Here is a 15,052-nt window from a genome sequence, read left to right on the forward strand (position 1 = left end):
GGTTAAGTTTATTGATACCGCACAATTTACCATCACGCAAAGACGTGACTCTAGTATAGTTGATCAAGAACTAACAAAACGTTATGGAGGTGTAACAACTTATAAAGACATCGTTATTGTTGATACATTAGGCTTTGTACCTGTAAAAGACTCGTTATTTAAAACTTCTGACCGCTACAAAACCATGATGAATGTGCCTGTAGGGCAAGAAGGTGCCAAGTTTCAACTCAAAGCCGGCATGTTAGATCAAAATGACGTAAAAATACCTGTGTTTGAAGCATCAGTTAAAAAAGACGTTATCTTGTATGATCAAGATAAAGATTTGGTTATCCAAGAAAACCAAGTTGTTTCTGTTGACGGCGTTAATGGAGATGCTTTAAAAGTTGGTTCTATGGATGAAGTAAACACCAATGGAAACTGGCCAAAAACATATGGCGCAAACGACTAAAATCTCAAACATAACATCCAATTTAGAATTGTCCATTCAAATCAGTTTGAGTGGACTTTCTTTTTGTGTCCTAGAAAGAGATTCAAATACCATTACCTGTATCAAACATGTTGATTTTGAAAAAAAACTGAATCCTTTTGAGGTTTTAGATAAACTAAAACATGTTTTCAATACAGAAAAGGTTTTGCAAACCCAGTTTAGCAATGTTCAGGTATTACATGTGAACGAGCTTTCCACATTGGTTCCAAAGCCATTGTTTAACGAGGACAATCTGGCTGATTATTTAAAATTCAATTCTAAAATTTTAAAATCAGATTTTATTACATATGATTCCATTTCAGTAAATGATAGTGTTAATGTTTACGTACCTTACGTAAATGTGAATAACTATATTTATGATATGTTTGGCTGCTTTACCTTTAAACATTTTTCAACCATTTTGATAGAAGCTATTTTGGCTGCCGAAAAACATTCAGAAATACCAAAAGTTTTTGCAAACATAAGTACAGACCACTTTGAAATTGTTGTTGTCAACAAGGGTGAACTTATTCTTTACAATACATTTGAATACACCACCAAGGAGGATTTTATGTATTACCTGTTATTCACAACAGAACAGTTACAATTAAATCCAGAAACCTTTAACTTAATCTTTATTGGCGATATTGATTCAAAAGACGAGCTGTACATAACGGCATATAAATATGTTAGATTTGTTTTTTTAGGCAATAGAGAAGATGATTACAAGTACAGTATTAATGCCCAACCAGCAAGTAATCACAGTGATTTTACACTCATAAAAAGTTTTTAATGCGTATCATATCCGGAATCTATAAAAGCCGCAAAATTGTGGCACCAAAAAATTTACCCGTACGCCCTACTACAGACATGGCTAAAGAATCCTTGTTTAACATCATTAATAATCTCTTTTATTTTGATGATATTTCGGTACTGGATTTGTTTGCTGGAACGGGCAACATCAGTTACGAGTTTGCATCAAGAGGCACCGAACAGATAACTTGTGTTGACCAAGATTTTGGATGCATTAAGTTTATCAATGAGACGGCCAAGGCATTTGATATGTCTATTCAAACCATTAAAAGTGATGTGTTTAAGTTTTTAGAAAAATCTACTTTGCAAACAAACATAATCTTTGCCGACCCGCCATATGATTTTAGCGATGAGCAATTTGCCAAAATATCGCAATTGGTGTTTCAAAATAATTTATTGTTAGAAAATGGCATACTCATTATTGAACATTCAAAACACACCAATTTATCAGGTTTAAATCATTTTAGTTATTCAAAAAGTTACGGCGGCTGTATGTTCAGTTTTTTTGAAGTTGATTAATTTGTAAGATTTATAGCTGTAATTACTTTTTTTTCAGTAAATTAGGATTCTCCTTAAGAGTCCCATACTCTATACATGCTTTTTTTTACAGCGAAAGATATATTTCTTTCATGCATAACATGTTTATGGTAATTGCTATAAATACTAACCGATTAAAACCATAAATTATGAAAAAACTATTTCTTTTAGGATTATCCGCAATTCTATTTTTTAACTGTGAAAAACCAAAACAACGTTATTTTTCAGAATCTCCTGAAATCAATTCTTTTAAAGCAGCTGTCTCAGAATACAATAATGGAGACTGGGATACATGGCATACCCACTATGCCGATACTACAAAATTTTACATCAACTCGTTAAAAAGCATCACTGCTACTGACCTTGAAAATGCCCAAAAAGAAATGCTCTCTAATTTTTCTTCCTATGGATTTCAGGACAAAGGATCATTTATTGAAATGGTGTTAGATAGTGATGAAGAAACTTGGGTAAATTATTGGGCCAATTGGCATGGTACTTTAAAAGACAATGGCAAAGAAATTGACGTACCAGTTCATATTACTGCCCAATTTGTTGACGGAAAAATTGTTAAGTTTTATGATTATTTTGATCCAACTCCAATTAATACAGCCGTAGCAGAAATCAATGCATACAATGCTATGCCAGCCGATGAAAAAACGATAATGGACATCGTTGATAAGGTTGTTATTGGATGGAATGCACATAAAATTGATAATTTAAAGTCTGTATCTGTTGAAAACCTTGTTAGAACAACAAATGGTATTGTACAGGCTAACAATATAAATGAGTATGAAGAAATGATGAACTCGCTTGTAACAGCATTTCCTGATTTAAAAGTAGCTTTAGATAAAGCGGTTATAAAAGATAATAAAATCTATATTAATTGGACAGTCTCCGGAACAAATAATGGAGTTTTTGCTGGTAATCCAGCAACAGGCAAAAAGTTAAATATTCATGGTTTTAGCGTTTGGAGTCTTAACGCTGATGGTAAATTAACACGCGAAGATGCTTATTTTGATAATTTATTGATGTTTAATCAATTGGGGTTAACTCCTCCTAAATCTTAATAATTTAATTTTTAAAACCAATCATTATGAAAACCTTAAAACCAACCGTATTATTAGCATTGCTTATAGGCTTTGTTTTTAATGTCTCTGTTGCACAGCAACGGTATCAAATTCATGTGGATAACGTAAAACCTTCCATGGCAACACAGTATGAAAAAACCGCCAAGGACTTTGTTGAAGCCTGTAAAAAATACAATCCACAAGCACCTTGGATTACAGCTGCATCCGATGACATGAAGTACATGTACATAAGTCCAATGGAAAATTTTGCTGAATTAGACAAACCCCTTTTTACAGACATGGCAAAGGCCATGGGTGATGACTGGGGTAAAATATTCGAGAATTTTGACAAATGTTATGATTCACATTCAGATTTCGTGATTACTTTATCAGAAAGTTTATCCTATATGCCTGAGGGTATTACCCAAATGCAGGAAGGTCAAAATTATAGAAAGTGGTATTATATATATTATACACCAAGCAATGCCAAAAGCATGTATGAAGCCATGAAAGGTGTAAAAGATTTGTTTGCCAGTAAAAATTCTAAAGAATATTATAGAATTTATAGAAGTGGTTTTGGTTGTCCAGAAAGTTTTTATTTAGTAGCTGTTTCTTCTAAAGATGAAGTAGATTCAGCCATGAAGTCCAAAGCCAATGACGACCTGTTAGGAGAAGAATGGAAAGAGGTTTTTGGAAAAGTAATGAATTCAGCATCAAGATTTGATCAAGTTTCTGGATGGATGCGTCCTGATTTATCATACTCTCCAAAATAATAATTAACCCAAACCTAACCAACCAAATTATTAATGAAAAAGGATTCCTGTTACAGGGTGTCCTTTTTTATTCAAAAAACAACCAACCAAATGAAATATTTAAAAACTATAAGTCTTATAGCAATAGGCTTTTTTGCGTTATATTTTGTAATAGACCGTGCCTTACCTTATTTTACCAAATTTGGATTTGAACAATTCAGCGACTACTATTGGCCAAATAAATGGTGGCTGGTTGGCCATTTAATGGGCGGCATGACAGCTATACTTATTGGCCCGTTTCAATTAAGCAAAACCTTTAGAAATCGATATTTAAAAACCCATCGCTTAATGGGCAAAGTTTATATCATATCTATTATTATAGGCTCATTATGTGCTATGTACATGAGCTTTACAGTTGCCAGGCAAGTTAACTTCCCATGGTGCATATCGCTTTTTTTTTTAGCCTTACCTTGGCTTGTTAGCGTACTCATGGCCTATAGAATGATACGCCTTAAACGAATTCAACAACATCGCGAGTGGATGATTCGATCATATGTAATAACGTTTGCATTTGTATTGTTCAGGGTCTTGGACGAGAGTTACATAATGCGCTCAATAATGGACACTTTTGAAGAACGGGCTCCGACCTGCATTTGGCTAGCCTGGAGTATACCTCTCTTTTTTACAGAAGTGATTTTACAATGGAATAAGAAAAAATAGCCAACAAAAAAGTGCGACAAAATTGTCGCACTTCTGTTTATCTAAGTAAATCTATAAGCCGAATTCTGTACTTTTTCTAAAAAGAAAAAACCCTTATCATTTATCTGAGTGCATTGTTACCAATACACTTTAGCTGCCTACCCTCCAACAATCGAGCGTGCCGCCCTCAAACGTTGGTTTACATGACATTGCACCACATAGAGTTTACCTGGTTTCACTACAGCATGACCTGTACATACTTTCTGTTGCACTGTTCCTAGTCTCACGACTGGTGGTTATTAGCCACTATGTTGCACTATGGTGTTCGGACTTTCCTCCATTTGCAAAAAACAAACAGCGATAAGGCGATTTACTTAAGCGCAAATGTACATAAATTGTTAATAACTCGGTTTTAATTTCAAACGCATAATCCGTAATTTTAAATTGAATTTTTAACTTTGCTATTCATTACATTTCAATGGAGCATTTCATAGTATCAGCCAGAAAATACAGACCACAAACGTTTAAGGATGTTGTTGGTCAACAGGCTATTACCAACACCTTATTAAATGCCATTGAACACAATCACTTAGCACAAGCCCTTTTGTTTACAGGACCACGTGGTGTTGGTAAAACAACCTGTGCGCGCATTTTGGCCAAAATGATCAATAGTGATGGTACCGAAAAAGACGATGAGGATTTTGCTTTCAACATTTTTGAATTGGATGCCGCATCCAATAACTCAGTAGACGATATCAGGAATTTGACCGACCAGGTTAGAATTCCGCCCCAAGTTGGTAAATATAAAGTGTACATAATAGATGAGGTGCACATGCTGTCATCATCTGCTTTCAATGCCTTTTTAAAAACACTTGAAGAACCTCCTAAGCATTGTATTTTTATTTTGGCCACTACAGAAAAGCATAAAATCATTCCAACGATATTGTCGCGTTGCCAGATATTTGATTTTAAACGTATCACTGTTAAAGATGCCAAGGAATATTTAAAATACATTGCCGAAGAACAAGGTGTAATTGCTGATGATGATGCGCTTCATATTATAGCCCAAAAGGCAGACGGTGCTATGCGCGACGCCCTTTCAATCTTTGATAGAGTGGTTAGCTTTTCAGGTAAAAACCTAACGCGTCAAGCCGTTACAGAAAATTTGAATGTGCTTGATTATGAAACCTATTTCACTAGCACTGATCTTATTTTGGAAAACAAGATACCTGAGCTCTTGTTGCAATTTAATGAAACGTTGTCAAAAGGTTTTGATGGGCATCATTACATTGCTGGTCTGGCATCGCATTTTAGGGATTTATTGGTCAGCAAAACACCAGAAACCCTAGAGTTATTGGAAATTGGTGATCAAACAAAAGAAAAATATTTAGAGCAATCCAAAAAAGTAACCCAACAGTTTTTACTCGAGGCCATAAATATGGCCAATGATTGTGATTTAAAGTATAAAACCAGTAAAAATCAACGGTTACTTGTTGAACTTTGCCTCATGCAGCTTGCCTCTATCACATTTGATGGAGAAAAAAAAAATAGCAAACATTACATAATTCCACCTTCTTACTTCAAAGAAAAAGGGATTACCCCTATTCCTGTTTCGATTCCAAAAAAAGAAATCCCTCAAGAGACTACAGAACAAGCTAAAGACGAGTTATTGGATACTATAGATTCTCCTTCTGGAGATTTATTGGTACAAGAGCCGCCAAAAATTGTCTTGAAAAAAGATACCAAGCGTACTTCTGGATTGTCCTTGAGCAGTATCAAAGCTAAAAAGGAACATCAAATCAAACAAATGGATGTAGTGATTGATGAAGAATCACTTCCTAAAGAACCGTTCACAGAAAAACAGCTTATTGATCATTGGAACCAATTTGTCAAGAACCTTCAAAATGAAGGAAAACATAATTTAGCCTCTATATTATCCATTGATACGCCAACAGTTAAAGGCACAACAGTTCACTTAGAGTTTCCAAATTCTACCAATAAAGTTGAGTTGGAACGGCAACAATTTGAACTATTATCATTTTTAAGAAAGTCCTTGAACAATTTTGACATTAATTTATCCATTTCAGTAAATGAAGAAATGGAAAAGCAATATGCCTATACTTCTAGAGAAAAATTCGAAAAATTAAAAGAAAAAAATCCGCATATTGATACCTTAAGAAAAACATTTGATTTAGATATTTAACAATTTATATATGAGTAAGTTACTTGTTTTTTTTGTCATAACAATCCTCTTGGTTAGCTGCGATGGAAGATATAGAGCCCATCAATCAAATCAAGATGTTCTTAAAGAACACAAGCTTTACGAATCGTTTTCAGAAAACGTAACTTATATTCCTGAAACGTATTCAGAAGTAATGTCTGATACCTTAATGAACAATGGCTATCATGTGAAAATTAAAACCTACACTGATATGGATAATAGTTTTTTAAACGTGCTCAAAAAAGATATGATTACACATAAAAACTACTATAGAAACCTTAAAACTGCAGTTAATATTTCAAAGGACAATCAAAACATTGCATCAACATTGATTACAAAAGATTTCGTTATGAATTATGACGCCTCTTACAAAGCGGTTCTCAAGAATAAAATTATGCAAGGCGTTTGGTTAAATCAATACGCTTCAATAAATACCAATTCTGTTGTTATGGATGTACTTTTCATTGATCCTAAAGAAAATGCTACTGCCTGTTATAGATTGACTGTTAATGACAATGGTGATTATTCCATTGAAAGCAAGCCACAATCAAAAGCCGTTTAATATGCTTGGATTAAAATTACCCACAGACCCACGTTGGGTGAACATCGTTGAAAAGAATATTGAAGAAATATTGACCGATCATGCATTTTGTGAGCAAAAAGCAGCCAGTACGGCCATTTCATTGATTGTGAGTTTTCCTGAATATACAGACTTAGTACAGGAAATGACGGCTTTGGTAAAAGAAGAAATCAGTCATTTCAAAATGGTACATGACAAGATTATTGCAAGAGGCTGGGCCTTAGGTAGAGATAGACGTGACGATTATGTAGTTCAACTTATTAACTTTTTTCCAAAAGGTGGCAACAGAACCACACAATTAGTCCACAGATTGCTTTATGCGGCTTTGATTGAAGCCAGAAGCTGTGAACGCTTTAGATTACTTTCAGAAGAATTAGAAGACAAAGAACTTGCTGAATTCTATAAAAACCTTATGGCCAGTGAAGCTAACCACTATACCATGTTTTTGGGGTTTGCTAGACAATACGGTAATAGAAAAGAAGTTGATGCTAAATGGCAACAACTTCTTGAATATGAAGCTAAAATAATGCGAGATTTAGGAAAATCTGAAACTATACACGGTTAAAACTTATAACCAACCCCAAATTGAATGGTTGAATTATTAGCTTTAATACCTAGGTTCTCATCAAAAATATTTGAAAATCCGTAGGTATAGCGAAGATCAGCGAACAGCATTAGGTTTATTTTATACTCAAAGCCAGCAACTCCGGAATAGGCAAAGTTTCTGATACCATCGTCAACTTTATTGATTTTTAGTCCAACTTGTGGGCCAGCGCCTAGATATGATTTTTCACTCAATCTGAATTTAAATAAAACAGGCATTTGAATGTAATCCAGTTGCATAGGCTCAGGTTTTGCACCTTCAGCAGAAAACTGCAGTTCAGGCATAACATAAACTGTTTTTGATAAACTATATTCTCCAAAAAAACCAATAACAAAACCATTTCTGTGTTCATTATTGGGCATTGGTGTGCCATCAAAATTTAAATTGGAAATATTCAACCCTGCACGAACACCGTATTTTGTTGATTGGGAAAATCCGTAAAATGAGCAGGCAAGCAGTAATACTAAGAGTAATATTTTTTTCATAATAATAGGTTTGGGTTAAGAATCTATAAAAATAAATACCAACGAATATATATCATATTGTGAAAAAATATGTATTTAAAAGGTGAAGTGCATAATTTTACTGTGTATTGCTAGAAACGGTATCATAATATATACTTTTTATGATACCATCAGCCAATCCAATTTTAGGCACATAAATGTGTTTGGCACCGCTCCATTTCATTGAAGATAAATAAATTCGCATAGCGGGTATAATAACGTCTGCCCTATCTTGGTTTAGATCCAAAACGGTGATACGCTCTTCATACGAATAGCTTTGCAAGGTATTATAATACGATGTTAAGTAAAAGTACGTCAATGGTTTGCCCATAGCTTTTCCAGAAACTTTGAATATTTTATTGATGTTTCCACCTGAACCTATGACTTCAATTTTATCGTAATCAGTGACTTTTTCCTTAATCCATAGTTCTAGTTCCTGCCAAGCTTCTTTTTTAACCATATCGTTTAGCAGACGAACGGTACCTATTTTAAACGACCTGGAAGCTACCGGATTTCCTTCGTGAATCACAGTGAATTCTGTACTACCACCACCCACATCAACGTACAAATAGGTTTTACTATCATCAATGTACTTATGCAAATCTGTTGCGGCAATTATGGCGGCTTCTTCTTCGCCCTCAATAATATCGATCTTTATTTCAGAATTTCTGTAAACCAAATCGGCAACTTCACTGCCATTAGCCGCTTCTCGCATAGCCGATGTGGCACAGGCCTTATATTTCACAACTTTATGCGATTTCATTAACAACTTAAACGCCAGCATAGTGTCTAGAATACGTTGTGTGTTTTCTTCTGAAATTTTTTTGGAAACAAATACATCAGAACCCAAACGAATAGGCACCCTAACCAATGAGTTTTTTTTAAACATAACCGGTTTTCCCTCCTCTTCAATAATGTTTGAAATAAGTAATCTTACAGCATTGGAGCCAATATCAATGGCGGCATATTTTTCAATTGAAAGCATATTAGTTGTCTAACTTTTTTAAATAATAATCATAAATAGCTAGTTGTGATCTTATTTTTTTCTTATTATTTATTCGGTATTCATTTTTTTGTGACGCGTTCAACAGTCTTGCCTTTACATTGTCATTCCAACAGATATCAAAGGTGTCTAGTAGTTCTTGCTTGATGTTTTCGTCATAAATTGGGCAGCTCACCTCTACTCTATTATCAATATTTCTAGTCATCCAGTCTGCTGATGAAATATAAACTTTTGGGTGGTTATTGTTGCAAAATACGTAGAGCCTAGAGTGTTCTAAAAATTTATCTACAATACTTATTACCTCAATATTTTCACTCATTCCCTTAATTCCTGGAATCAAACAGCAAATTCCTCTAACTATCATTTGGATTTTTACACCTGCATTGCTCGCTTCATATAGTTTGTCAACCATTGTGTAGCTGGAAATACTGTTCATTTTCAATCTAATATAACCCGGCTTTCCACTTTTTACATTATAAATTTCAGTATCAATTAAATTAAACAATGCCTTTTGCGTGTAATGTGGCGATGTGATAATATGCTTGTATTTGAATATTTGATAGTTGGTTTCAAAAAACGCAAAAACCTTATTGATATCCTTTAATATGCTTTGGTTGGCTGTAAAAAGTGTATAATCCGTATAAATTTTAGCGGTTGATTCATTGAAATTTCCTGTACTGATAAATCCGTAACGCTTCATTTTTTTTCCTTCCTCTCGCTCAATAACACACATTTTGCTGTGCACTTTCAAACCTTGCACACCAAACACCAAATGAATACCTTCTTCTTCCATTTGTTGGGCGTAATCAATATTGGCCTGCTCATCAAACCGAGCCTGCAACTCAATTGAAACCGTAACCGATTTACCATTAATGGCAGCATTGATAAGCGAACTGGCAATATGAGAAATCTCAGCCAGACGGTAAATGGTGATTTTTATGGCTTTTACTTGAACATCTAAAGCGGCTTCCCTTAAAAATTTTACAACATATGAAAACGTATGATAAGGAGCGTAAATCAGATAATCTTTTTTAGCTATTTCCTTAAAGATACTCCCTTCTAATGATAATCCTTTTACAGGTAATGGATTGATTTTTTCATACAATAAATCTTCTCTGCCAAGGCTTGGGAACCCCATATAATCACGCCTGTTATGATAGCGACCGCCAGGAATAATGCTATCGTCAGAATCAATTCCCATTTTTGACATCAAATATTGTAAAGTCTCAGTATTGATTGTTTTATCATATACAAAGCGAACGGGTTGTCCTATCTGCCTGTGCTTGACACTATCAGATATTTTCTCGATAAAGCTTTTGCTCAAATCACTTTCAAAATCAAGCTCTGCATCACGCGTTATCTTGATCATGTGAGCAGAAATACTTTCATATTGAAAAATATTAAAGATGTCATTCAGAAAATAGCGCAATAAATCATCAAGCATGATGATAAAATTCATGCCGTCTTTTTGTGGCAATTCCACAAAACGGTTTATGTATTTAGGAATTTCAATTAAGGCATATTGTTTATTATCATCTTCCATGACCATTCTAACGGCCAAATAGGCTGCACTATCCTTTAAATTTGGCAGCTGAACCTGATCATTCAATATTATGGTCACAAGTGCTGGACTAACTTTTTGAATAAAGTAATCCTTGAGAAAATCATGATGAAAATCGGTTATTTGGGTCTCATCAATAACAAAAATGTTTTCATCTTTTAACTGGTGTTCAATATTACTTAAAATATCCAAGCTTTCACTTTGCTGGTCAATAACAATTTTAGTGATAATCTCAAGGAGTTCTTGGGCTTTCATGCCCCCCAACTCACTTTTACCAGCTTTTCCTGCTTGAACAATACGCTTTACAGTGGCATAGCGTACCTTGAAAAATTCATCTAAGTTGTTTGAAAAAATTCCTAAAAATCGTAATCGCTCTATGAGAGGGACAGTTTCATCTGCGGCTTCTTGTAAAACCCTAGCATTAAATTGCAACCAACTTATTTCCCTATTTATATAACTATTATTGTGCTTTTCGCCCTTTGTCATCTACAATTATTCTAATTATTCACAAATATATTCTATTTAAATAAACTATAAACAATGTATAAATATTGATTTGCAATTTAGATTAAGAAAGCGTTAAATTAAAAATGACAATCATATTAAAACTTAATGTTTTACAATCATAATAGTCCTTTTGGATATACTGTTTTAATGGTTCTTCCTTTTTTTAGATCAGTCCAATTGTCAATATCAAATTCAATCACCGCAACACCACAAGTTGGTACGTTATCAATATATTGATTGCCATAAGTATTGACAAAAAATGTAATGGCATTGTTATGCCCAAAAACAAGTAACTCATTTATGGATTTAGATGTGTTTTTAATAACACTCAATAGATTATTTCCTGAAAAATCATACAAATCATGATTTAAAACAAAAATTTCATGGCTAATGCCAAGAGTTGAAATGAATATTTCAGCAGTTGTTTTAGCTCTCAAAGCATCACTTGATAATACAAGATTAGGCTTTAATTGACCAAGCAATTCCCTAGAAACGTTTTCAGCATCCTTAAATCCTCTGGAACTCAAAGGCCTGTTATGATCTGATAGATTTTGTTCCCATGAAGATTTTGCATGTCTTATTAAAATTAGTTTTTTCATAACAATCGTTTAAAAGTTTATTTTTATCGATTAAGTGTTATTTTTTTCGATAAAATGTTGTTTTTGTCGTTTAAATACACTTAATTTGCTTTAACAAATATTTAAAAAAGTAATATATAAACATTAGAAAAAGCAATACAAATATTAATCAGCTTAAAATTAATAAGTTAAAATATACATAATCGCTAAAACAACATTATTGACCGATTAAAGGTATGTTAGACTCATTTTGTCGATTTTTTAAGTGATATAACATTTTTATTTGATAAAACAGCATCATATACGTTGCTTTGCTTTACCTATAAAATAGAAAATTATGACCCCAAATCTAATTTCAATAGTAAATCCAACATTGTATTTCAATGTTCTTCCCTCATTTTTTTCCCTCAAAAAAAAATTATTGTTATCGTTTTTATTGCACGAAATACGTGTTTAAAATAATTAATTTTAAAGTTAAATAAATTTAAAGTTTTAATAAATCTTACTAAGTCATGAAAAATAATTCAGCTTCTATTCGATATATTCTATTTCTTTTCATAGCGCTTTCGCTATTTTTTGGAAATAATTTAATGGCTCAAGAAAATGGGATTTATGAAGTTACTCAAAAAGGCAAAAGTGACAAGGAGTATGGAAAAGGAGCAAATAAAATGAATAATGATCGTACTGAATTTTACAATTTGGCTTTTAATTTACACCCTACTTATTATTTTGAGAATAATTTTTTAAAAACATCTTATGACTCTGGTAATCTTTCAAAATTAACTTTTGAAGATGCCAAATCTTCTAACATTGTCAAAAATGAAGATCCTAAATACGATCAAGTTGAATTAATTACAATTGCTTTAGAAAATATAAGTGACCTAAAAAACTCAATCGACCTTTCAAAAGACAAAAATTTGAAAAAGTTGAAATATGTTTACATAAAATGTTACTTCAATTGTTCTGAAGATGACATCAAAAAATTTATTCAAACAGATAAAAATGTTAGAATATTTTATTCAAATATAATTGGTGGATAATTTGACCAAAGTCAAAATAAAAGATTATAAAATGAAAAAACTTTACACTAAAAAAACAGTAACAGTTACCAATTCAATAAGATTGATGGTTTTTGTTGTTTTGCTTATTTCTACAATCTTTAATGGTTATGGTCAAGTAAGAGTTCCTTTTGCGCCAAGAACAGCAGCTGCAACACCCACAAAAACCATATACAATATAAAAGGTGATTTTACTATGGTTGGCAATACCAACCTAACATTAGTAAACTATAGTGATACCCGGGAGAATTCAAACGACATGAAGTATGTTGATGTTGACGGAGATCCAAATACATGGAATTCTTCTTCAGCAACACTCACTTTTTCAACTGAAAATGGAGCAATTCCTTCTTGTTCTAGAATAATTTATGCAGGTTTATACTGGACTGGAAGAGCTTCTGATAATTCAAATGATCCTAACATATTTAATGTTACAAAAAATGGTATTACCAAAACTTTTGACAAACGTAAAGTTTTATTTAAAGGTCCAGGTGGTTCCTATGTGCAAGTTATAGCTAACACAACAACAGACACCAATAAAAATATTTATTTTCCAACTGGTGGAGATAACCAAATGTACTCTGCCTATGCTGAAGTTACTGATTATGTACAAGCTCATGGTTTAGGTGATTATTTTGTGGCTGATATTGCTCTAAAAGAAGGTGCTAGTTCCTCTGGTATTGGTTTATATGGAGGTTGGGGCATGGTTGTGGTTTATGAAAATTCTAAAATGAAATATAGAAATGTGACCGTTTTTGATGGTCATGCTTTCGTAACAAACACAACTATTGCTAATTATAATTTTTTAGTTGACGGATTTAATTCGGTTCAAAGTGGAAATGTAAACATAAAATTAGGTGTTATGGCTGGTGAAGGCGACGTTTACTATTCTGGAGACTACTTTGAAATTCAAAGGCAAGATAATGGTCAATACCAAAGATTAAATCATAGCACTAATACAACTGGGAATTTTTTTAATTCATCAATTAATACAGGTGGAAACACAAGAAATCCAAATTTACAAAATAATACTGGGTTGGATATTGCAATGTTTGATATTCCAAACCCCGGTAATGCTATTATAACCAATAATCAAACATCAACTAGATTCAGGTATGGATCTACAATAGACACATATTGCATTTTTAATGTAACCTTTTCAGTAGATGCTTATATTCCTGAAGTAGATGGTGTTTTAACAACAACATCAACCAGTGCTACTCCACCTCTTGCTCCAGGGGAATCTGCAAATTACACTATTGAGATAAGGAATAAAGGAACTGAAGCAACAAATAATACTATTATTACAATCCCTATTCCAGAAAATGTAAATCCATATGATTTAAATATTGCTTCAAATGTTTATTCACCACTTACAACAAGCAATATTCCCGTCATTAACCCTCCAAATATTTCCTATCCAAATGGGTATATTTCTTGGGATTTAGGCACATTACCCATACCGTCAAATCCAGATACTGTATTAGCAGATATTAGTTTTTCTTTAACAGTAACAAAAGATTGTTCAAAATTAAACGATCCTGGTTTTGACCCTAACATAACTTTGAACGGTATTATTAGTGGAGTTGGAGCCATTTCTAATATTTCTTTTGCTCATAACTTAATTCAAGGTTATCAAACATCTGGTTTATGTGTTGGTGAGCCAATTCCTGCTCCAAGTAAAATAGCAATTAATTATGTTGATTATGTAAATCAAGCTCCTATAATTACAGCTCCAAGTTCCTTAACAATTGAAGGTTGTGATGAAAATTCAATAACAACTAGTAATGCTCGTTATGTATATAGTGCAACACAATCTGCAGATATAAAGGATAATTATATTACAACTGGTTATACAGCTTCTGACAATGGAACAATTGAGAGTATCACATATATAGACGTAATCACTCCTAATTCAAGTTGTCCTTTAGAGGTTACTAGAACTTTTACAGCGACTGATGACTGTGGCAACTCCATTGATGTTCAACAGACCATTACCGTGAAGGACACCATAGCCCCAGTGGCGCCAAGCGCGCCCGCTGACATCACCTATGAATGTATCGGTGACGTGCCATCACCTGGGGACCTGACCGCCGTGGACAA

14 protein-coding genes, 1 other RNA gene and 1 pseudogene are annotated in these 15,052 nt (G+C 33.3%); 11 read left to right on the plus strand and 5 right to left on the minus strand.

All coding sequences use genetic code 11. The features are described 5' to 3' along the window. The 6 genes and pseudogenes from IEW94_RS12890 to IEW94_RS12915 all read left to right on the plus strand — a co-directional run. A pseudogene (locus tag IEW94_RS12890) lies at window positions 1-448 on the plus strand (hypothetical protein); the annotation flags it as partial. Then, entirely contained in the window at window positions 411-1,259 is an 849-nt protein-coding gene (locus IEW94_RS12895) for a DUF3822 family protein (protein WP_229669523.1), read from the plus strand. The pseudogene IEW94_RS12890 and the gene IEW94_RS12895, both read left to right, overlap by 38 nt. Further along, window positions 1,259-1,798 (plus strand): 16S rRNA (guanine(966)-N(2))-methyltransferase RsmD, encoded by a 540-nt coding sequence (gene rsmD, locus IEW94_RS12900; protein WP_188653695.1) that lies wholly within the window; start codon window positions 1,259-1,261, stop codon window positions 1,796-1,798. The genes IEW94_RS12895 and rsmD overlap by 1 nt, the downstream gene beginning before the upstream one ends. Before the next feature lie 167 nt (window positions 1,799-1,965). Beyond that, window positions 1,966-2,883, plus strand: coding sequence for an ester cyclase (locus IEW94_RS12905; protein ID WP_188653696.1), 918 nt, complete (start codon window positions 1,966-1,968; stop codon window positions 2,881-2,883). Window positions 2,884-2,909: 26 nt separating this feature from the next. Next, window positions 2,910-3,656 carry a hypothetical protein gene (locus IEW94_RS12910; RefSeq protein WP_188653699.1) on the plus strand — a complete coding sequence of 249 codons (747 nt, stop codon included), beginning with the start codon at window positions 2,910-2,912 and terminating at the stop codon, window positions 3,654-3,656. 90 nt (window positions 3,657-3,746) lie between these two features. Then, entirely contained in the window at window positions 3,747-4,355 is a 609-nt protein-coding gene (locus IEW94_RS12915; protein ID WP_188653701.1) for a DUF2306 domain-containing protein, read from the plus strand. A 38-nt stretch (window positions 4,356-4,393) separates the two neighbouring features. On the opposite strand, the gene rnpB is transcribed toward IEW94_RS12915, so the two are convergent. Then, window positions 4,394-4,711: RNase P RNA component class A (gene rnpB / locus IEW94_RS12920), an RNA gene on the minus strand. Window positions 4,712-4,812: 101 nt separating this feature from the next. On the opposite strand from rnpB, the gene dnaX reads away from it, so the two are divergent. Genes dnaX through IEW94_RS12935 form a run of 3 tightly spaced genes read left to right on the plus strand, consistent with a single transcriptional unit; the run spans window position 4,813 to window position 7,700 of the window. Then, window positions 4,813-6,537, plus strand: coding sequence for a DNA polymerase III subunit gamma/tau (dnaX, locus tag IEW94_RS12925; RefSeq protein WP_188653703.1), 1,725 nt, complete (start codon window positions 4,813-4,815; stop codon window positions 6,535-6,537). Window positions 6,538-6,547: 10 nt separating this feature from the next. Next, on the plus strand, window positions 6,548-7,117 hold the full coding sequence (locus IEW94_RS12930) for a hypothetical protein (protein ID WP_188653705.1): 570 nt from the start codon (window positions 6,548-6,550) through the stop codon (window positions 7,115-7,117). A gap of 1 nt (window position 7,118) precedes the next feature. Continuing rightward, on the plus strand, window positions 7,119-7,700 hold the full coding sequence (locus IEW94_RS12935) for a MiaE family protein (protein WP_188653707.1): 582 nt from the start codon (window positions 7,119-7,121) through the stop codon (window positions 7,698-7,700). On the opposite strand, the gene IEW94_RS12940 is transcribed toward IEW94_RS12935, so the two are convergent. The 4 genes from IEW94_RS12940 to IEW94_RS12955 all read right to left on the minus strand — a co-directional run bounded on the left by IEW94_RS12940 (window position 7,697) and on the right by IEW94_RS12955 (window position 11,912). Further along, entirely contained in the window at window positions 7,697-8,224 is a 528-nt protein-coding gene (locus tag IEW94_RS12940) for a porin family protein (RefSeq protein ID WP_188653709.1), read from the minus strand. The genes IEW94_RS12935 and IEW94_RS12940 overlap by 4 nt on opposite strands. Before the next feature lie 97 nt (window positions 8,225-8,321). Next, window positions 8,322-9,227, minus strand: coding sequence for a Ppx/GppA phosphatase family protein (locus tag IEW94_RS12945; protein WP_188653711.1), 906 nt, complete (start codon window positions 9,225-9,227; stop codon window positions 8,322-8,324). Between the two features lies 1 nt (window position 9,228). Beyond that, entirely contained in the window at window positions 9,229-11,292 is a 2,064-nt protein-coding gene (ppk1, locus tag IEW94_RS12950; protein ID WP_188653712.1) for a polyphosphate kinase 1, read from the minus strand. Between the two features lie 137 nt (window positions 11,293-11,429). Then, entirely contained in the window at window positions 11,430-11,912 is a 483-nt protein-coding gene (locus IEW94_RS12955; protein WP_188653714.1) for a SixA phosphatase family protein, read from the minus strand. A gap of 491 nt (window positions 11,913-12,403) precedes the next feature. Between IEW94_RS12955 and IEW94_RS12960 the strand changes: the two genes are divergently transcribed. Together IEW94_RS12960 and IEW94_RS12965 are read left to right on the plus strand one after the other, a co-directional pair. Next, on the plus strand, window positions 12,404-12,931 hold the full coding sequence (locus IEW94_RS12960; protein ID WP_188653716.1) for a hypothetical protein: 528 nt from the start codon (window positions 12,404-12,406) through the stop codon (window positions 12,929-12,931). Window positions 12,932-12,962: 31 nt separating this feature from the next. Continuing rightward, window positions 12,963-15,052: COG1361 family protein (locus tag IEW94_RS12965; protein WP_188653718.1), on the plus strand; the 2,090-nt coding region annotated here is incomplete at its 3' end.

Source organism: Yeosuana aromativorans (genome assembly GCF_014646655.1).
GTDB classification, from domain to species: Bacteria; Bacteroidota; Bacteroidia; order Flavobacteriales; family Flavobacteriaceae; genus Yeosuana; species Yeosuana aromativorans.